Raw genomic sequence first — 19,009 nt, 5'->3', positions numbered from 1 at the left:
GCGCAAAAGTCTAATGGGAAGCGCGCGGAAATTCACCCTTAACCGAAGCGGGTTGTCCGGCGCGCTGAAAGAGGAGGGGGGGGCGGTTCCGCAACGGGTGCGGAACCGCCGCATCAGGCCTGGTCGACGGCGGTTGCCTGCCAGGCGGCCGGATGCAGGCTGACCACCTTGCCCTGACGCTGGATCGGCGCCGGCCGGCGCAGGACGCGCAGCATTTCGTTGGCCTGGGCCAGTTGCTGTTCCAGGTCGCTGGCGTAGCGGGCCAGCAATTGGCTGCGCTTTTGCGCCTGCTGGGTGTCCTGGGCCAGCGACTTGAGCTGCAGCATGTGGGCCTCGAGCAGTTGCTTGTGCTCCAGGGTGTGCTGCATCAGCGGCATCAACGCATCGTTGGCCCACTGCCCGGCAGCCAAGCGCAGGCGTTGGTGCAGGCCCATGACTTCCTGCACCAGGGTGGCGAAGAAGCGGCGGGTCAGGGCGCGCTGCTCGGTGAGTAGGGTCTTCACATGCAGACGGAACTGGTCGGCCTTGGCCTCTAGGTGCTTTAGCTCGCGCAGGTAGCGCCGCACATCGAACTGCGGCGCGTCGATACCGTGCAGCGGGTTTTCCTCGTTGTGCCGGCGGTAGATGGCAGCGACCATCTTGTTGGCCATCTCGGCCTCGTGTTCGAGGGTGTGCAGGTCGGCTTCCACCGAACGGAAGAAATGCAGGATCGCCTGGTTGATGCCGAGCGTCGTCCAGCTTCCGGTCAGGTTCCGCCGGACCTTGCGCAGGTGGTTTTCCAGACGTTCGCTGCGTACCGCGGCGCGCAGCAGGTCGCCCTGGCGCTTGAGCAGCCGCTGGTTGGTCTTCAGGCCGAGCAATCGCTTGTGGTGCAAGCTGTGGTCGTCCTTGGTCCGGGCGGTCAGTTCGAACAGCAGCTGGCCGTTGTCCTGGCGCTGGTTGTCGAGCAGATTGCGCTGCTCGCGGACCTTCTCCAGGCGCAGGTTGAGCACGTGCTGGCTGTTTTGCAGCAGGTTGAGCACCTGACGGACCACCTGTTCCTCGAGCAGCCGCTCCTTCTGCGCGACGATGCGTTCGCAGAGCAGGTGCTCGAGCATGGCCATCTGGCTGCGCTCGAGCAGCGCCGGGTCGCGGCGGACCTTGGCCAGCAACGCCTGCTTGGCCGACAGCGGCAGGACATCCTCGGGGGCGATGCCGAGCTGCTGGGCGGTGGTGGCCTGAACCTGCTGGATGGCGTTCTGCACGAAGGCTTCGCCGGCCAGATCGTCCCAGAGCACGTCGATCTTGTTCAGGACGGCGAACAGGCTGGTCTGGGTGTCCTCGTCGAGCTGGCGGATGTGTTGCTGCCAGATCGCCATGTCGCTGGCCGTGACGCCGGTGTCGGCGGCCAGCAGGAAGATGATCGCCTGGGCGGCGGGCAGCATCGACAGGGTCAGCTCGGGCTCGCTGCCCAGGGCATTCAGGCCGGGGGTATCGAGAATGCGCAGGCCCTGGCGCAGCAGCGGATGGTCGAAGTTGACGATGGCGTGTCGCCAGGCCGGCACTAGCACCTGGCCCGGTTTGCCGGCGCTCTCCAGCATGTCCGGATGGAAGCCGAGCTGGATCGCCTGCTCCACTGCCATTGGCTTGGTCTTGGCGACCTGGGCGAAGGCCTGGACCATGTTGTCCGGGTCGCTGGGGTCGAGCGGGATGTTCACCCAATGCCGGGGAATACGCTTGAACTGCGCCATGCTGGCGTCGGAGACGCGCGTCTCGATCGGCAGCAGGCGGATATAAGAGCGCTCGGAGCGCGGGTCGAACAGGAGTTCGGTGGGGCACATGGTGGTGCGCCCGGCCTGTGACGGCAGCATGCGCTGGCCATAGCCGGAGAAGAACAGGCTGTTGATCAGCTCGGTCTTGCCGCGGGAGAACTCACCGATGAAGGCCAGGGTGATGTGGTCCGTACGCAGCAGACGCAGGGCCCGTTCGAGCTTGGCCTCCACCGCATCGGAACTGAGCCGGTTGTTCGCCAACCAACTGCGGTAGCGGGTGATCTCCCGCATGAGCTCGCGTTTCCAGCCGACGTAGGCGTCGACCTGCTGGCCAAGACGTTCCATGCTCATCCGATTCTTTCCTCTCGCTGCGCATCCCGCGGGTGGTTATGGGTATCGTCCAAAGGGTGTCGCCAGCGACATGAGGCATGTCGCCTTGTCTTGAAGGGCAACGATGAAGAGGCGAAAAGCCACTTCTGACGTGCCGGCAATTATGCGATGGATGCGTTTTGCGTCAATTCGGATACATCACAGTCCCGCCTTATGGTTGGTCAAGGGGAACGAGTGGTCAGTCCGGGCAGGTCGGGCAGTTGCTTCGGCGACAGGATGCGCACGCGCTTCTGCCGGTTCAGTTCGCCGCTCTCCAGGCGGACCTGGCTCTTGGCGACACCAAAGGCCGCGCCGAGGAAGGCCAGCAAGTGGGCGTTGGCCTTGCCTTCCACCGGCGGGGCGGTGAGGCGGATTTTCAGGCGCTCACCGTGCAGCCCGGCGAATTCGTCGCGGCTCGCCTTGGGCTGCAGGTGGCAGTCGAGGACCAAGTCCTCGCCATCCCAGCGGAAATAGCTCATCAGAGGAATGGGCTGAGGATTCTCGGCATGCCGGTCATCACCGCGAGGTTCCCCAGCACGAAGCGGTCGATGAGGTTGATCGCGATAAAGGCGAAGATCGGCGAGATATCCAGGCCGCCGAGGTTGGGCAATATGCGGCGGAACGGCGCCAGCAGGGGTTCGCAGATCTGGTTCACCAGTTGGGCGGCCGGGTTGTAGCTGCCGGGCGCGACCCAGGACAGGATGACGCTGACGATCAGAGCGAAGAAGAACACCTTGAGGAACAGCGAGGTGACCGCGATGATCGACCAGACCAGCAATTGCAGCAGGTAGCCGCCCACGCCGTAGCCCATCAGAACCAGGGTGACGACCATCAGCAGCAGTTGGACCAGTACCGCCAGCAGCAGCGACGACAGGTCGAGCCCCGCGAAACTGGGAATCACCCGCCGCATCGGACGCAGCAACGGCTGGGTGGCGCGGACAATGAACTGGCTCAGCGGATTGTAGAAATCGGCGCGGACCAGTTGCAGGATGAAGCGTAGCAGGACGATCAGCAGATACAGGCTGCCCAGCGTCTGGATGACATAGATGAGGGCTTCGGCGAATCCGGACATGCGAGGCTCCTATTGACCCAGTTGTTCGGCCAGCTCGGCGGAGCGGCGTGCGGCGGCGTCAAGCGCCTGCTCGACCAGGGTTTCGAAGCCGCCAGCCTGGAACGTCTTGATCGCCGCTTCGGTGGTGCCGGCCGGCGAGGTCACCCGACGGCGCAGTTCGGCGGCGTCCACGTCGCTGCCGATCACCATGCGTGCGGCGCCGAGGGCGGTCTGCTGGGTCAGGCGGGCGGCGGTTTCGCGCGGCAGGCCGAGTTTTTCGCCGGCGGCGATCATGGCTTCGACCAGCAGGAAGAAATAGGCGGGACCGCTGCCGGAAACGGCGGTAACCGCGTCGATCAGGTGTTCCTCGTCCAGCCACAGCGCCAGTCCGACCGCCGAGAGCAATTGCTCGGCCTGTGCGCGTTGTTCGGCGGACACATTGGCGTTGGCGTACAGGCCGCTGGCGCCTTCTCGCAACAGGGCGGGGGTGTTCGGCATGCAGCGCACGATGGAGCGATCGTTGCCCAGCCAGTTTTCCAGGCTGGCGCAAGTGATGCCGGCGGCGATGGAGACGATCAGTTGGCCGTCGCGCAGGCTCGGCGCCAGGGTCTGGCAGACGGTTTTCATGACCTGCGGCTTGATCGACAGTACCACCACATCGGCTCCGCTCACGGCGTCGGCGTTATCGGCGAATACCTCGATCCCGTGTTCGGCGGAAATGCGTGCGCGTTGTTCGGCGCCCGGATCGCTGGCGCGCAGCAGGGCCGCGTCGACGCCCTGGGCACGCAGGCCGCCGATCAGGCTGGCAGCCATGTTGCCGGCGCCAACGAAGGCAATGCGGGGTGTGCTCATATAAAGGCTTCCTTTTATGGATTCTGTGGCTGGGCGCGGCCGTAGTCGCGCTCGCCGAAGAGTGCGGTGCCGATGCGGACCCAGGTCGCGCCTTCGGCGATGGCGGCCTCGAGATCGTGGCTCATTCCCATGGATAGGGTGTCCAGCGGCATATTCAAGGCCTGTTGCAGTTCTCGCAGGCGGGCAAAGGCGGCATGCTGGGCGGCCGTGTCGTCGGTGGGCTCGGGAATCGCCATCAGGCCGCGCAGCCTGAGTCGCGGCAGGCGCACGACGGCGTTAGCGAGGGCTGGCAGTTCTTCGGGAGCGCAGCCGGACTTGCTGGCTTCTCCGCTGACGTTCACTTGCAGGCAGACGTTGAGCGGGGGCAACTGCGCTGGTCGCTGTTCGGACAGGCGCTGGGCGATCTTCAGGCGATCCACGGAGTGTACCCAGGAGAAATGTTCGGCGATGGCCCGGGTCTTGTTCGACTGGATGGGACCTATAAAGTGCCAGCAGAGATCGAGATCGGTGAGTTCCTGCTGCTTGGTCAGAGCTTCCTGCAGGTAGTTCTCGCCGAAATCGCGCAAACCCGCGGCGTAGGCTTCGCGGATGGCATCGGCGGGCTTGGTCTTGCTCACGGCGAGCAGACCGATAGTCGAAAAATCACGCTGCGAGGCTTGCGCCGCCTCACGGATGCGAGCTCCGACCTTTGCAATATTCTTTGCTATCGTGGACATTACCTGCGCTCTAGCGGCCAGCCCGTCTGGGTTCGGCATTCTACCTGCTTGCCTGTTTTTGGGGAGTCCCAATGGATATCACCGAGTTGCTTGCCTTCAGCGCCAAGCAAGGCGCTTCGGACCTGCATCTCTCTGCCGGTCTGCCGCCGATGATCCGCGTCGACGGCGATGTGCGCCGGATCAACCTGCCCGCCATGGATCACAAGCAGGTTCACGCGCTGATCTACGACATCATGAACGACAAGCAGCGCAAGGATTACGAGGAGTTCCTGGAGACCGACTTCTCCTTCGAAGTCCCCGGCGTGGCGCGTTTCCGGGTCAACGCCTTCAATCAGAACCGTGGCGCGGGCGCGGTGTTCCGGACCATTCCCTCCAAGGTCCTGAGCATGGAAGACCTGGGCATGGGCGAGGTGTTCAAGAAGATCACCGACGTGCCGCGCGGCCTGGTACTGGTGACCGGGCCCACCGGTTCGGGCAAGTCCACCACCCTGGCGGCAATGCTCGACTACCTGAACAACACCAAGTACCACCATATCCTGACCATCGAAGACCCGATCGAATTCGTTCACGAGTCGAAGAAGTGCCTGGTCAACCAGCGCGAGGTGCATCGCGACACCCTGGGCTTCTCCGAAGCCCTGCGCTCGGCCCTCCGGGAAGACCCGGATATCATCCTGGTGGGTGAGATGCGTGACCTGGAAACCATCCGCCTGGCGCTGACCGCCGCGGAAACCGGTCACTTGGTATTCGGCACCCTGCACACCACCTCCGCGGCCAAGACCATCGACCGGGTGGTCGACGTGTTCCCCGCCGAGGAAAAGTCGATGGTTCGCTCGATGCTCTCCGAGTCGCTGCAGGCGGTGATTTCCCAGACGCTGCTGAAGAAGATCGGCGGTGGCCGGGTCGCGGCCCACGAGATCATGATCGGTACCCCGGCGATCCGTAACCTGATCCGCGAAGACAAGGTCGCGCAGATGTACTCGTCGATCCAGACCGGCGGCTCCCTGGGCATGCAGACGCTCGACATGTGCCTGAAGAACCTGGTCGCCAAGGGCCTGGTCAGCCGAGAGGCCGCCCGCGAGAAGGCGAAGACGCCGGAGAACTTCTGACCGGAGGCGGCGCGTCCGCCTCTCCGCCGCAGGGCGCCCGCCGGCAATGAGCCGACGGGAAGAGCGTTGCGGTGAACAGCAATCAAACAGCTAGGCGAGAAACCTATGGAATTCGAGAAGCTGCTGCGCCTGATGGTGGAAAAGGGTGGTTCCGATCTTTTCATCACCGCCGGCGTGCCGCCGTCGATGAAGGTGAACGGCAAGATCATGCCGGTGACCAAGAATCCCATGTCCCCAGAGCAGACCCGGGAAACCGTGCATGGGGTGATGAACGAGCAGCAGCGCCGCGAATTCACCGAGAATCACGAGTGCAACTTCGCCATCAGCGCACGTGGCATCGGTCGTTTCCGGGTCAGTGCCTTCTACCAGCGCAACCTCGCGGGCATGGTGTTGCGTCGCATCGAGACCAACATCCCGACGCTGGAAGACCTCAAGCTGCCGGACGTGCTGAAGAAACTGGCGATGACCAAGCGCGGTCTGGTGCTGTTCGTCGGTGCCACGGGTACCGGTAAGTCCACCTCGCTGGCGGCGATGATCGGTTACCGCAACAAGAACAGCAGCGGCCACATTATCTCTATCGAAGACCCGATCGAATACATCCACCAGCACCAGAACTGCATCGTCACCCAGCGCGAAGTCGGCATCGATACCGAGTCCTTCGAAGTGGCGCTGAAGAACACCCTGCGTCAGGCGCCCGACGTGATCCTGATCGGTGAGGTGCGTACCCGCGAGACCATGGACTACGCGGTGGCATTCGCCGAGACCGGCCACTTGTGCTTGGCAACCCTGCACGCCAACAACGCGAACCAGGCGCTGGACCGCATCATCAACTTCTTCCCGGCGGACCGTCAGCAGCAGGTCTGGATGGACCTCTCGCTGAACCTCAAGGCGATCGTCGCCCAGCAACTGATCCCGACCCCGGACGGCAAGGGCCGTCGCGCGGTGATCGAGGTGCTGATCAATACCCCGCTGGCCGCCGACCTGATCCGCAAGGGCGAAGTGCATGAGCTCAAGGGGTTGATGAAGCGCTCCACCGAGCAGGGCATGCAGACCTTCGACCAGGCGCTCTATCAGCTCTATACCCAGGGCGAAATCACCTACGAAGACGCACTGGCCCACGCCGATTCGGCCAACGACCTGCGTCTGATGATCAAGCTGGGTTCGGAGACGGACGGCGACCACCTGACCAGCATCAGCCAGGGCTTGAGCCTTGAGGTCAGCGAAGAGGACCCGGGGCGGCGCTTCCGCTGAGGGTCGAACGGCGCCCGCGCATTATCGGTTGGGCGCCGGAATCATCGAGTCAGCGTGAGGTCAGCGCCGGCCCATCCGCCGGTATGGCTGGCAGTACGCGTTTCGCCATGACGTAGTGACGCTTCCAGAAGGGCTTCTCCAGGGTGTCGATGCTCACGGTCTTTCCGCGGCGTGGCGCATGGATGAAGCGGTTGCCGCCCAGGTAGATGGCCACGTGATCGATGCGGCGGTTTCTCAGCCTGAAGAACAGCAGATCGCCTGGTTGCAGTTGGTTGCGCGAGACCTGTTTTCCGCCGGACCTGGCCATGGCGCTGGAGGTGCGTGGTAGCTCGACGTCATCGATCTCGCTGAAGGCATATTTCACCAGTCCGCTGCAGTCGAAGCCTTTCTCGGGCGTGGTGCCACCCCACCGGTAAGGCGTACCGAGACTGTTTACGGCACGGCTCAATACATCGCTGCTCTGGCGCGCCGCGAGATGCACCGAGTCCGCGGGATGCAGTAGCTTGTGGCGGTTGGTCGCCCCGGCCGTTGGCGGTAGAAACAGGCAGGCAAGCAGACCTGTCAGGATGAAGAAACGCATAAGTACGGCTTGGTCAAAATTCGCGCAACTTTATAACAGGTTTTTTTAGTCCCAACGGCCCATTCGTCGATTCGAAACGGGGGTGGGCTATCTGCTTCGCGCGAAAAAATGCCGTTGCCGTACGAGTCTTGATCGCTTCAGCCGCTCTGTTATGGTGCTCGCTCCGCTCTGGCGGCTTGTTGCAAAACACCGTGCCGCTTGTCGATCCATCGTTCCAACACTGCAGGAGGCAGTCATGCAGACCCAGGACACCCACAGCAAAGCCATCGGTTATCTGCTGTGGATTTTCGGTTTTCTCGGTTCGCACCGTTTCTACTACGGCAAGCCCGTCACGGGGACGATCTGGTTCTTTACCCTGGGCTTGTTGTTCATCGGCTGGATCATCGACCTGTTCCTGATCCCTTCGATGGACCGGGAGGCTGACCAGCGTTACACCGCGGGGGGCCTGGACTATAACGTGGCCTGGATTCTGCTGACCTTCCTCGGGATCTTCGGTGTGCACCGGATGTACCAGGGCAAGTGGATCACTGGCATCCTCTACCTGCTCACCGGCGGCCTTTTCATGCTGGGCGTGCTGTATGACTTCTGGACCCTGAACGAGCAGGTATCCGAGCGTAACGCGGGGCGTGGCTGATAGGCGAAGGGCTCATTCACGGCAGGTCTCCCGTCGCGAATGAGCCATTTCGTTGTCCTGCCGGCTATTCGGCCTGGTAGCTGATGCGACCGTCCACCAAGGTGTAGCGCACATTGCTCGGCAGGCAATGGCCGATGAACGGACAGTTTTCGCCTTTGGAGTACCAGGCTTCCCCGGCCAGCGTGGAGGCGTTGGGGTCGAACAGCACGAGGTCGGCCGGTGCGCCGACAGCCAGGCGGCCGGCAGGCAGGCGTAGGGCTTTCGCCGGGCCGGCAGTGAGCCGCATCAGCAGGGTCGGCAGGTCGAGCAGGCCGTCTTCCACGAGGGTCATTGCCAGCGGCAACAGCAGTTCGACGCTGCTGATGCCGGGTTCGGTCGCGCCGAACGGGGCCAGCTTGGCATCCGCTTCATGGGGCTGGTGATGGCTGGCGATGGCCTGGATCACCCCGCTTTTTACCGCCTCGCGCAGTCCATCGCGGTCCGCACGGGTACGCAGTGGCGGTTGAACGTGGTAGAGGCTGGAAAAGCCTTCCAGTGTCTCGTCGGTCAGGATGAGTTGATAAAGCGCCACGTCGGCGGTCACCGGCAGCCTGCGGGCCTGGGCGTCGGCGATCATCTGGGCGCCGCGCGCGCTGGTCAGTTGGCTGAAGTGGGCGCGTACGCCGGTCTGCTCGACCAGCAGCAGATCGCGGGCCAGGGCCACGGTTTCCGCCGTTTCGGGAATGCCGGCAAGGCCGAGGAAGCCGGCGGTGGGGCCTTCATGGGCAAGGCCGCCCTCCGCGAGAGAGGCGTCCTGGGAGTGGAAGACCACGGTCAACTGGAAGGTGGCCGCATACTCCAGCGCACGGCGCAGGGTGCGATTGTTGGCGAAGTTGTTCAGGCCGTTGCCGAACGCCACGCAGCCGGCATCGCGCAGGGCGACCAGTTCGGCCAGTTGCTCGCCTGCCAGGCCTTTGCTCAGCGCACCGATGGGGAACACCTTGGTATGGCCGGCTTCCTGCGCCCGGTCGAGGATCAGTTCGGCGACTGCCGGCGTATCCAGGATGGGGCGGGTCAGCGGTGGGCAGCACAGGCTGGTAACGCCTCCGGCCGCTGCGGCCAGGGTTTCGCTGGCGATATTGCCCTTGCGGCTGTAGCCCGGCTCGCGCAGGGCGACGGAAAGGTCGACCAACCCGGGAGCGACGATCAGCCCGGCGGCATCGATGGTGCGGTCGGCTTCGAAACCGGCAGGCATCTGGCCGATCGCAATGATCTTGCCGCCTTCCAGATAGAGATTGGCAAGCTGGTCCAGGCCGCTGGCAGGGTCGATGACGCGGGCGCCGAGAATCTGGGTTCGCATCAGTTCTGCTCCTCGGCTTCCTGATTCAATTGACGTTGTGCGGCTTGGCCGCTCATGGCCATGGACAGGACCGCCATGCGGATCGCGATACCGTAGGTGACCTGGTTGAGGATCACCGACTGCGGGCCGTCGGCCACCGCCGATTCGATCTCCACACCACGGTTGATCGGCCCCGGGTGCATGACCAGCGCCTCCGGCTTGGCCAGTGCGAGACGCGCAGTGGTCAGGCCGTAGAGTCGGTAGAACTCGCCCTCGCTGGGCAGCAGGCCGCCCTGCATGCGTTCCCGTTGCAGGCGCAGCATGATCACCACGTCGACGTCCTTGAGCCCTTCGGCGAGGTCGGTAAAGACGCGGACGCCGTATTGCTCGATGCCGATGGGGAGCAGTGTCTTCGGACCGATCACGCGGATATCCGGGCAGCCCAGGGTTTTCAGCGCCAGCATGTTCGAGCGCGCGACCCGGGAGTGCAGGATGTCGCCGACGATGGCCACCGAGAGGTTCTCGAAGCTGCCCTTGTGCCGACGAATGGTGAGCATGTCGAGCATGCCCTGGGTCGGGTGCGCATGACGACCGTCGCCACCGTTGATGATCGCCACGTCGGGGCAGACATGCTCGGCGATGAAGTGCGCCGCGCCGGAATCGGCATGACGGACGACGAACATGTCGGCGGCCATGGCCTCCAGGTTGCGCAGTGTGTCGAAGAGCGTCTCGCCCTTGCTAGTGGAGGACGTGGATACGTTGAGCGTAATCACGTCGGCGGACAGGCGCTGGGCGGCCAGCTCGAAGGTGGTTCGGGTGCGTGTCGAGTTCTCGAAGAACACGTTGCACACCGTTTTGCCGCGCAGCAGAGGGACCTTTTTCACGGCGCGGGTGCCGATTTCCAGGAAGGAGTCGGCGGTATCGAGGATTTCGGTCAGCAGCTCGCGGGGCAGGCCGTCGAGCGAGAGGAAGTGGCGCAGCTGGCCCTGGTCATTGAGCTGCAGCGGGCGCTTGGCGTCGGTCGGCGTCATCGCGGGGACTCTTTCAATGGTCGGCGGGGGCGAGGGTCTGAAGCTCGAGGGTGAGCGGCGTCGGACCGAGCAATTTTACTCTCTCATCCTCGCCGAGCGACAGGGTGGCGCCAATCACGTCGGGCCGGATCGGCAGCTCGCGGGCATTGAGATCCAGCAGGCAGACGAGGGTTACGCTGGCGGGCCGGCCGTAGTCGAACAGTTCGTTGAGCGCGGCGCGAATGGTGCGGCCACTCATCAATACGTCATCGATCAGCACCAGATGCTGGTCTTCGATCTCGAACGGCAGGGCTGAGGGCTTCACCTGAGGATGCAGGCCATTGCGGGTGAAATCGTCGCGGTAGAACGATACGTCCAGGCTGCCCAGCGGCTCCTGGCTGCCAAGGGTGTCCAACAGGGCCTGGGCGACCCAGACGCCGCCGGTGCGGATGCCGATGAAGCGGGGCTCGGTGATCTTGCGGTTGGCCAGGTGCGTTTTCAGTGCGGTGGCCATCCCAGGCAGGAGTTCGGCGGGAATCGGCAATGTCATGGGCTCTCCTTGGGTCGGGCGCGGCGTGCCCTTGCATGATAAAGGCTTCGTCGGTCGAAAGACTGCTGCCGGTCAACCGTTGCTGTGTTCGGCAAGCCAGCCTTCCAGCAGCAGTGCCGCCGCCAGGGCGTCCACCGGGCGCTCGCGGTAACCGCCCCGCTGGCCCTGGGCCAGGCGTTGACCCTTGGCTTCGAAGGTGGTCAGTCGTTCGTCGTGGGTATGCACGGGCAGGTTGAAGCGGCCGTGCAGGCGGCGAGCGAACTTCTCCGCACGCTCGCTCATGTCGCTGGGGGTGCCATCCATGTTCAGCGGCAGTCCGACGACAATGGCGTCCGGCTGCCATTCGCGAATCAACGCTTCCACCTTCTGCCAGTCCGGTACGCCATTCTGCGCTTTCAGCACGCACAGCTCGCGGGCTTGCCCGGTGACCGCCTGGCCGACCGCCACGCCGATCTGCTTGGTGCCGTAATCGAAACCAAGCAGCAATCGTGGGGCGCTCATGCGTGGCCGGCCTGAGCGGTCAGCAGGCTGAGGTTGATGCCCAGACGGGATGCTGCGGCTTCGAGGCGCTGTTCGGCGGGGGTATCGAAGAGAATCGACAGGTCGGCCGGGCAGGTCAGCCAGGCATTGCTGACCAGTTCGGCTTCCAGTTGGCCGGCTTCCCAGCCGGCATAGCCGAGTGCGATCAGGCTGCGCCGGGGGCCCTGCCCGTCGGCGATGGCGAACAGAATGTCCTGCGAGGTGGAAAGCGATAGTTCGCCCAGCTCCAGGGTGGCCTGGTAGCTCTGCCCGGCGGGATGCAGGACAAAGCCGCGGTCGGTCTGCACCGGGCCGCCGGAAAAGATGGGAATGTTCTGGCAAGCCGGGGACGCGTCGAAATCCGGACGGAGTTGCTCCATCACATCGGCGAGATTCAGGCCGCTGGGCCGATTGATCACCAGGCCCATGGCGCCCTGCTCGTTATGGTCGACCAGATAGGTGACCGTCTGCGCGAAGCTGGGGTCGGCCATGTGGGGCATGGCGATGAGAAAGTGGTGCTTGAGGTAGCTGGGCGAGGTGCTTTTCATGGCGGTTAGCTTAAAGCCTGTGGCCGGGGCCTGGAAGCCGAAGCGTACTTCGGCCCGGCCTCAGTTGCTCGACAGACGGTCGCCGCGCTCGAAGCGCCAGGTACGGATGATCTCGAGGCGATCGATGTCGGAGAGGTCTCCGCTGAACGGCGCAAAGGGCGCGGCGAGACGCACGATACGCAATGCCGCCTGGTCCAGTATCGGCTGGCCGGACGATTCCAGAACCTGGACTTCATACAGTGTGCCGTCGCGATTGATGGAAACCAGCAGGCGCAGGCTGCCATAGATGCGCTGCCGGCGTGCCTCCTCAGGGTAGTTGAGGTTGCCGACCCGCTCGACCTTCTTGCGCCATTCGTCCTTGTACCAGGCACCCTTATCGCGCATGGTCGAAGCTGCGTTCAGGCGGTGGATCTTGGGTCGCTTGGCGTACTGCTCGCGTTCCTGAGCCAGTTGCGCCTCGAGGCTGGCGATCTCGGAGGACAACTGGGCGCTATCGAAGACGGGAGCCGGGCGCGCCTCCGGTTCCGGCTTGGTTTCTTCACGCTTGACCGGGGTTTTCTGCGGTTGCGGTGCTCGGGTCGCCACCGCTGCCTTGGGTGTTTCCTTGGGTTGCGTCTGGGGCGGAGCGGTGGGCGGCGTGACACGTTTGATCTCGCTGTCCTGGAACATCGCCTGCTCGGTGGTCTTCGGCGCGGCCTTGTGCTCCAGCGTGCCGCTGCCCTGCTGGTTGTCCTGGGCGATGAAGTCGGCGTCCTTCGGCTTTTCTTCGCTCTTGAAGGTGGAAAGCGTCACTTCCAGGCTTTTGCTTACCTGGCTGGGCTCGGCGAAAGTGAAGCCGAGGCCGAGGATCAGCGCTGCGTGGATCGCGGCGGCGAGAAAAAGAGTAAAGCCCAGCCTGTCCCCCGGTCGGACGCCGGTGGTAGATAGTTCGGGCAAATTAGCGGCTGCGTTCATCGCACGGTCAGGTCAGTTCGGGATGCCGCGCAGTCTGCCGAGGGGCCGCGCAAAAGTCTATGAACCAGGCTGCACCTTGGCGTCTCGGTTCATCTCGTTGCGAAGCGCCCGGCGGCATCGTGCCGCAGGATCAAGCCTTCAGTTTCTCGGCGATAGCATCCATCAGGCGCTCTCCGATGCGGGTATCGAAGGCATTGTCGATTTCGCGGATGCAGGTTGGACTGGTGATGTTGATTTCCGTGAGGTAGTCGCCGATCACGTCCAGGCCGACGAACAGCAACCCCCGCTTGCGCAATTCGGGGCCTACCTCGGCGGCGATCTCGAAATCGCGTGGTGACAGCGGCTGGGCTACTCCGCGACCGCCGGCGGCGAGGTTTCCGCGAGTTTCTCCGGCTGCCGGTATACGCGCCAGGCAATAGGGGACGGGTTCGCCATCGATCATCAGGATGCGTTTGTCGCCGTCCTTGATTTCCGGCAGGTAGCGCTGCGCCATGATCTGGCGGGCGCCGTGGTGGGTCAGGGTCTCCAGAATCACTGAGAGATTGGGGTCGCCCTGGCGATGGCGAAAGATCGAGGCGCCGCCCATTTCGTCCAGGGGTTTGAGAATGATGTCACGTTGCTCTTCGGCAAACTCGCGCAGAATATCGGCGCGTCGGCTCACCAGGGTCGGCGGCGTGCATTGCGGAAATTGGGTGGCGAAGAACTTCTCGTTGCAATCACGCAGACTCTGTGGGCGATTGACCACCAGAGTGCCGGCCTTCTCGGCAAGTTCCAGCAGATAGGTTGCGTAAACGTACTCGCTGTTGAAGGGCGGGTCCTTGCGCATCAGGATCACATCCAGTTCGGACAGCGGCGTGTCGATTTCCTCGGCCAGCTCGAACCAGTGCTGGGGATCGTTGAATACTTCGATCCGCCGCATGCGTGCGCGGGCTTCGCTTTTGATCTGGTACAGATCCTGCTGCTCCATGTAGAACAGCTCCCAGCCACGAGACTGGGCAGCAAGCAGCATGGCCAGCGAGCTGTCCTTCTTGAAGGAGATGCCTGCGATGGGGTCCATGACAATCCCGAGGCGAACGCTCATTGGGAATCCTCCATAAAAAGTGGGATAGACGGTGGCGGGACGCTGCCGGAGCAAGATTGCGATGCGCCAGGGTGGCTCCGGTCGCGTTTCCGGTCAAGGAAAAACCTTGTGCTTCCGGGGCTTATGGATTGCGTCCTGTAGGTGTGCTAAAAAGGCCCGACGATTGGGTCGCAGGCCGTCGGTGGCAGGGCCTCTGGCGTACTGATATATGCGCAAAAAACAACGACTCGCCGAGGCGATGGTAGGGCAGACATGGAACAGCATTCCGAAGGTTTGAGAGTGATGGTGATCGACGACTCAAAAACGATTCGTCGTACCGCGGAAACTCTTCTGAAGAAAGTGGGGTGCGACGTTATTACGGCGGTCGACGGTTTCGATGCGCTGGCCAAGATCGCCGATACCCATCCCAGTATCATCTTTGTCGACATCATGATGCCGCGGCTCGATGGATATCAGACCTGCGCCCTGATCAAGAATAACAGTGCTTTCAAATCCACCCCGGTGATCATGCTGTCCTCCAAGGACGGCCTGTTCGACAAGGCCAAGGGCCGTATCGTTGGCTCCGACCAGTACCTCACCAAGCCTTTCAGCAAGGAAGAGCTGCTCGGCGCCATCAAGGCCCATGTGCCCGACTTCACCCCGGTGGAGCAAGCATCCTGACGTCCGGCCCCAGGCCGGTGACGCCTATTCCATAGGGGAACACCATGGCTCGTATTCTGATAGTTGATGACTCGCCGACCGAGATGTACAAGCTGACCGCCATGCTGGAAAAGCATGGTCATCAGGTACTTAAGGCTGAAAATGGCGCCGATGGTGTGGCTTTGGCTCGCCAGGAAAAACCCGACGCCGTACTGATGGATATCGTCATGCCTGGCCTCAATGGCTTCCAGGCAACCCGTCAACTGACCAAAGATGCCGACACCAGTCACATTCCGGTGATTATCGTCACCACCAAGGACCAGGAAACCGATAAGGTCTGGGGCAAGCGTCAGGGTGCGCGCGACTATCTGACCAAGCCGGTCGATGAAGATACGTTGCTGAAAACCCTTAACGCGGTCCTGGCCGGCTAAGCCGGTTCAGCCTGTCGAGAACTAGAAGAAGGCCAAGGCCCGCATGTCGGAAGCCCAGACTCCCTTTGAACTCCTGATCGAGATTGACCAGCGTTGCCGTCAGTTGGCTGCTGGCCTTCCCTCGCAGCAGGAAGTCGTCCAGACCTGGAGTGGGATCGGTTTCCGCATGGGCGATCGTCTTTTCGTCGCACCGATGGGGGAAGTCGGTGAAGTACTCCACGAACCGCGCTATACCTTGCTGCCCGGTGTGAAGTCCTGGGTCAAGGGTGTAGCCAATGTGCGTGGACGGCTGTTGCCGGTCATGGACCTGTGTGGGTTCTTCGGCAGCGAGTTGTCGCCGTTGCGCAAGCAGCGGCGGGTGCTGGTGGTCGATCACCAGGAAATTTTCGCTGGACTGACCGTCGACGAAGTCTTCGGTATGCAGCATTTTCCGGTGGACGCGTTTTCTGAGCAGTTGCCTCCTCTGGAGGCGGTCATCCAGCCTTTCATACATGGGGTTTTTCAGCGCGAACAACCCTGGCTGGTGTTCAGCCCACACGCGTTGGCGCAGCACCAAGGCTTTCTCGACGTGGCGTTATAAAGATTTCTGGTTGGGTCGGCACCTGTCGGCCCTTTGGCGTTATATGGAAAACGTTGTGCGGTAGGTCCAGGCGGGGGCCGGATAATGAAAAAACTAAACGCAGGAAACTTGCTGGCAGGTATGCGCAGCAGCACCTTGATCGCAGGGCTCTTCGTCGTCCTGATCGTATCCATCGTGCTGTTGTTCGCCAACTTCGCCTATCTCAACACCCAGTCGAACAACGACAAGGACTACCTCAGCCACTCCGGTGAGCTACGCGTCCTGTCGCAGCGTATCGCGAAGAACGCCACCGAAGCGGCGACGGGTAAGGCCGAGGCCTTCGCTCTGCTGAAGGATGCGCGTAACGACTTCGAGAAGCGCTGGGGCGTCCTGCGTAACGGCGATGAGGCATCTGGCCTGCCGCCCGCGCCCGAGGCCGTCCAGCCGGAAATGGCAGCGGTGCAGCAGGACTGGGACGTTCTACGGCAGAACGCCGACGCCATTCTTGCCAGCGAACAGACCGTACTGTCCCTGCACCAGGTAGCCGCGACCTTGGCGGAAACCATTCCGCAGCTGCAGGTCGAGTACGAAGAGGTCGTGGACATCCTGCTGGAAAGCGGGGCTCCTGCCGTTCAGGTTTCCGTGGCCCAGCGCCAGTCCCTGCTGGCAGAACGTATTCTCGGCTCGGTAAACAAGGTGTTGGCTGGTGACGAGGACTCGGTGCAGGCCGCCGATATGTTCGGTCGCGACGCCAGCCTGTTCGGCCGCGTACTGAACGCGATGCTGGAAGGCAACGCGGCGATGGAAATCACCAAGGTGACTGACCCCGAGGCGCTGGAGCGCCTGGCCGAGATTTCCGAACTGTTCGAATTCGTATCCGGTTCGGTGGACGAAATCCTCGAGACTTCGCCGGAGCTGTTCCAGGTCCGTGAATCCGCCGGCACCATCTTCACCGTTTCCCAGACCCTGCTGGATCGTGCCTCGGCGCTGGCAGACAGCTTCGAGAACCTGGCGTCCGGCCGTTACTTCAACATCCTGGCCGGTTATGTGCTGGGTGCGTTGGCTCTGGCATCGATCATTCTGATCGGTCTGGTCATGGTACAGGACACCCGCCGTCGTCTTGCCGAGACCGCAGAGAAGAACGAACGTAACCAGGCAGCGATTCTACGACTGCTCGACGAGATCGCCGACCTCGCGGACGGCGACCTTACCGTGGCCGCGACCGTGACCGAAGATTTCACCGGTGCGATCGCTGACTCCATCAACTACTCCATCGACCAGTTGCGCGATCTGGTACTGACCATCAACCAGACCGCCGTACAGGTGGCTGCGGCCGCCCAGGAAACCCAGGCCACGGCCATGCACCTCGCCGAAGCGTCCGAGCACCAGGCGCAGGAAATCGCCGGCGCCTCCGCCGCGATCAACGAAATGGCGGTGTCGATTGACCAGGTGTCGGCGAACGCCTCGGAGTCCTCGGCGGTAGCGGAGCGCTCCGTAGCCATCGCCAACAAGGGCAACGAAGTGGTGCACAACACCATCACCGGCATGGACAACATCCGTGAGCAGATCCAAGACACCTCGAAGCGGATCAAGCGTCTCGGTGAGTCCTCCCAGGAGATCGGTGACATCGTAAGCCTGATTAACGACATTGCCGACCAGACAAACATCCTCGCACTGAACGCCGCGATCCAGGCATCCATGGCTGGCGACGCAGGCCGAGGCTTCGCCGTGGTTGCGGACGAAGTGCAGCGCCTCGCAGAGCGTTCTTCCGCGGCAACCAAGCAGATCGAGGCGCTGGTAAAGACCATTCAGACCGACACCAACGAAGCGGTGATCTCCATGGAACAGACCACCGCGGAAGTGGTACGCGGTGCGCGTCTGGCCCAAGACGCCGGTGTAGCGCTGGAAGAGATCGAGAAGGTATCCAAGACCCTTGCGGCCTTGATCCAGAACATCTCCAACGCCGCTCGTCAGCAGGCTTCTTCGGCTGGCCACATTTCCAACACCATGAACGTGATTCAGGAAATTACGTCGCAGACGTCATCCGGTACGACCGCCACCGCGAAGAGCATCGGTAACCTGGCCAAGATGGCCAGCGAGATGCGCAAATCGGTATCGGGCTTCACCCTGCCGGAAGCGTCGGAGCAGGTTTGAACAAGGGAGACGGAGCGGTCTGATACCGCCACAGGGCCATGAACGAGGGGCACGGCATGCAGCCAAGCGGCGTTTGGGCCTTGCAACCCCTGGCCGATATGTCAGCGGCTGAGTTTCATGATTGGCAGGCGCTGCTCGAAGAACGCACTGGACTGGTGATCAACGAGCAGCGTCGCGCGTTTCTACAGACCAACCTGAGCGTACGCATGCGCGAACTGGGGGTTGCCGACTACGCCAGCTACTACCGGCAGGTAACTGCCGGCCCTCGAGGAGCGGTGGAGTGGTCGACGCTGCTGGATCGGCTGACCGTGCAGGAGACTCGCTTCTTTCGTCATCGCCCTTCCTTCGATGTGCTCGAGACCTATCTGCGAGAACGGTTGGAGCGAGAGGGCGCCGGGCGTCCCTGGTCGCTCTGGAGCGTAGGCTGTTCGAGCGGCGAAGAGCCGTATTCGTTGGCGATCTGCGCTGCAGAGGTGCTGCGTGAAAGTCAGTGGCCCGAACACTACGGGGTTACGGGTACCGATATCAGCCTGAGCGCGTTGAACAAGGCGCGGGAAGGCCGCTATGCGGCACGGAAATTGGAACAACTGGATGCCGATCTGAGCCAGCGTTATTTCGAGGCGCTGGCCGATGGGAGCTTCAAGGTTTTACCGAGCTTGGCGTCGCGCGTCTGCTGCGCCCGGCTCAATGTGCTGGAATTGGCCAAGGCGCCGATGTCCGGCATGGACGTTATCTTCTGCCAGAACCTGCTGATCTATTTTCGCCGCTGGCGCCGCCGCGAGATCCTCAACCGTCTGGCTGAGCGCCTGGCACCGGGTGGTCTGATGGTGATCGGTGTGGGGGAAGTGGTCGGCTGGCAACATCCGGACATGCAGCCGGTGGCCGATGACAGGGTTCTGGCTTTTACCCGAAAGGGGTAACACAGTTGATTGGAGT

Annotated in this window: 21 protein-coding genes; 8 read left to right on the top strand and 13 right to left on the bottom strand. The window is 62.7% G+C overall.

Going from position 1 to position 19,009, the window contains the following annotated elements:
* Positions 1-113: 113 nt before the first annotated feature.
* The 5 genes from BZL41_RS25135 to BZL41_RS25115 form a co-directional block, all read right to left on the bottom strand.
* Complete coding sequence (locus BZL41_RS25135; RefSeq protein WP_095601786.1) at positions 114-2,102, bottom strand: dynamin-like GTPase family protein; 1,989 nt, start codon at positions 2,100-2,102, stop codon at positions 114-116.
* A 200-nt stretch (positions 2,103-2,302) separates the two neighbouring features.
* Positions 2,303-2,599 (bottom strand): DUF167 domain-containing protein, encoded by a 297-nt coding sequence (locus BZL41_RS25130; RefSeq protein WP_095601785.1) that lies wholly within the window; start codon positions 2,597-2,599, stop codon positions 2,303-2,305.
* On the bottom strand, positions 2,599-3,192 hold the full coding sequence (locus BZL41_RS25125) for a YggT family protein (protein WP_095601784.1): 594 nt from the start codon (positions 3,190-3,192) through the stop codon (positions 2,599-2,601). Before BZL41_RS25125 ends, BZL41_RS25130 begins: the two co-directional genes overlap by 1 nt.
* A 9-nt stretch (positions 3,193-3,201) precedes the next feature.
* A complete protein-coding gene (gene proC / locus BZL41_RS25120) occupies positions 3,202-4,023 on the bottom strand; it encodes a pyrroline-5-carboxylate reductase (protein ID WP_095601783.1) in 822 nt (273 codons plus the stop codon).
* 14 nt (positions 4,024-4,037) lie between these two features.
* The gene (locus tag BZL41_RS25115) at positions 4,038-4,739 is read right to left on the bottom strand and encodes a YggS family pyridoxal phosphate-dependent enzyme (protein ID WP_095601782.1); all 702 of its coding nucleotides are present in this window, start codon (positions 4,737-4,739) and stop codon (positions 4,038-4,040) included.
* Between the two features lie 71 nt (positions 4,740-4,810).
* On the opposite strand from BZL41_RS25115, the gene pilT reads away from it, so the two are divergent.
* Positions 4,811-5,845, top strand: a complete 1,035-nt coding sequence (pilT, locus tag BZL41_RS25110; protein WP_095601781.1) for a type IV pilus twitching motility protein PilT — start codon at positions 4,811-4,813, stop codon at positions 5,843-5,845.
* A gap of 105 nt (positions 5,846-5,950) precedes the next feature.
* Positions 5,951-7,096: a PilT/PilU family type 4a pilus ATPase gene (locus BZL41_RS25105; protein WP_095601780.1), complete on the top strand. Its 1,146-nt coding sequence runs from the start codon at positions 5,951-5,953 to the stop codon at positions 7,094-7,096.
* Between the two features lie 49 nt (positions 7,097-7,145).
* On the opposite strand, the gene BZL41_RS25100 is transcribed toward BZL41_RS25105, so the two are convergent.
* Complete coding sequence (locus tag BZL41_RS25100) at positions 7,146-7,676, bottom strand: C40 family peptidase (protein ID WP_095601779.1); 531 nt, start codon at positions 7,674-7,676, stop codon at positions 7,146-7,148.
* A gap of 235 nt (positions 7,677-7,911) precedes the next feature.
* Between BZL41_RS25100 and BZL41_RS25095 the strand changes: the two genes are divergently transcribed.
* Positions 7,912-8,310: a TM2 domain-containing protein gene (locus tag BZL41_RS25095; protein ID WP_095601778.1), complete on the top strand. Its 399-nt coding sequence runs from the start codon at positions 7,912-7,914 to the stop codon at positions 8,308-8,310.
* A gap of 64 nt (positions 8,311-8,374) precedes the next feature.
* Here BZL41_RS25095 and BZL41_RS25090 read toward each other — a convergent pair whose 3' ends face one another.
* From BZL41_RS25090 to gshB, 7 genes are all read right to left on the bottom strand, one after another.
* Positions 8,375-9,649 carry a dihydroorotase gene (locus BZL41_RS25090; RefSeq protein ID WP_095601777.1) on the bottom strand — a complete coding sequence of 425 codons (1,275 nt, stop codon included), beginning with the start codon at positions 9,647-9,649 and terminating at the stop codon, positions 8,375-8,377.
* On the bottom strand, positions 9,649-10,659 hold the full coding sequence (locus tag BZL41_RS25085; RefSeq protein ID WP_084335798.1) for an aspartate carbamoyltransferase catalytic subunit: 1,011 nt from the start codon (positions 10,657-10,659) through the stop codon (positions 9,649-9,651). The genes BZL41_RS25090 and BZL41_RS25085 overlap by 1 nt, the downstream gene beginning before the upstream one ends.
* 13 nt (positions 10,660-10,672) lie before the next feature.
* Positions 10,673-11,188 (bottom strand): bifunctional pyr operon transcriptional regulator/uracil phosphoribosyltransferase PyrR, encoded by a 516-nt coding sequence (gene pyrR / locus BZL41_RS25080; RefSeq protein ID WP_095601776.1) that lies wholly within the window; start codon positions 11,186-11,188, stop codon positions 10,673-10,675.
* 72 nt (positions 11,189-11,260) lie between these two features.
* On the bottom strand, positions 11,261-11,689 hold the full coding sequence (gene ruvX, locus BZL41_RS25075) for a Holliday junction resolvase RuvX (RefSeq protein ID WP_084335796.1): 429 nt from the start codon (positions 11,687-11,689) through the stop codon (positions 11,261-11,263).
* Entirely contained in the window at positions 11,686-12,255 is a 570-nt protein-coding gene (locus BZL41_RS25070; protein ID WP_095601775.1) for a YqgE/AlgH family protein, read from the bottom strand. The genes ruvX and BZL41_RS25070 overlap by 4 nt, the downstream gene beginning before the upstream one ends.
* Positions 12,256-12,315: 60 nt before the next feature.
* Complete coding sequence (locus tag BZL41_RS25065) at positions 12,316-13,209, bottom strand: energy transducer TonB (RefSeq protein WP_095601774.1); 894 nt, start codon at positions 13,207-13,209, stop codon at positions 12,316-12,318.
* 130 nt (positions 13,210-13,339) lie between these two features.
* Complete coding sequence (gene gshB, locus BZL41_RS25060; RefSeq protein WP_095601773.1) at positions 13,340-14,290, bottom strand: glutathione synthase; 951 nt, start codon at positions 14,288-14,290, stop codon at positions 13,340-13,342.
* A gap of 252 nt (positions 14,291-14,542) precedes the next feature.
* Here gshB and pilG point away from each other — a divergent pair, with 252 nt between their 5' ends.
* The 5 genes from pilG to BZL41_RS25035 all read left to right on the top strand — a co-directional run bounded on the left by pilG (position 14,543) and on the right by BZL41_RS25035 (position 18,993).
* Positions 14,543-14,950 (top strand): twitching motility response regulator PilG, encoded by a 408-nt coding sequence (gene pilG / locus BZL41_RS25055; RefSeq protein ID WP_084335792.1) that lies wholly within the window; start codon positions 14,543-14,545, stop codon positions 14,948-14,950.
* A 44-nt stretch (positions 14,951-14,994) separates the two neighbouring features.
* Positions 14,995-15,360: a twitching motility response regulator PilH gene (pilH, locus tag BZL41_RS25050; protein WP_084335791.1), complete on the top strand. Its 366-nt coding sequence runs from the start codon at positions 14,995-14,997 to the stop codon at positions 15,358-15,360.
* A gap of 43 nt (positions 15,361-15,403) precedes the next feature.
* The gene (locus BZL41_RS25045) at positions 15,404-15,940 is read left to right on the top strand and encodes a chemotaxis protein CheW (protein WP_095601772.1); all 537 of its coding nucleotides are present in this window, start codon (positions 15,404-15,406) and stop codon (positions 15,938-15,940) included.
* Positions 15,941-16,024: 84 nt separating this feature from the next.
* A complete protein-coding gene (locus tag BZL41_RS25040) occupies positions 16,025-18,073 on the top strand; it encodes a methyl-accepting chemotaxis protein (protein WP_084335789.1) in 2,049 nt (682 codons plus the stop codon).
* Between the two features lie 56 nt (positions 18,074-18,129).
* Positions 18,130-18,993 carry a protein-glutamate O-methyltransferase gene (locus BZL41_RS25035; RefSeq protein WP_095601789.1) on the top strand — a complete coding sequence of 288 codons (864 nt, stop codon included), beginning with the start codon at positions 18,130-18,132 and terminating at the stop codon, positions 18,991-18,993.
* The last annotated feature ends 16 nt before the right edge of the window (positions 18,994-19,009 follow it).

Origin of the sequence: Pseudomonas sp. PIC25 (genome assembly GCF_002286785.1) — a bacterium.
Lineage (GTDB): Bacteria > Pseudomonadota > Gammaproteobacteria > Pseudomonadales > Pseudomonadaceae > Pseudomonas_M.
Note: the sequence above shows the minus strand (reverse complement) of the source record. Positions and strands in the feature narration are given on the sequence as shown.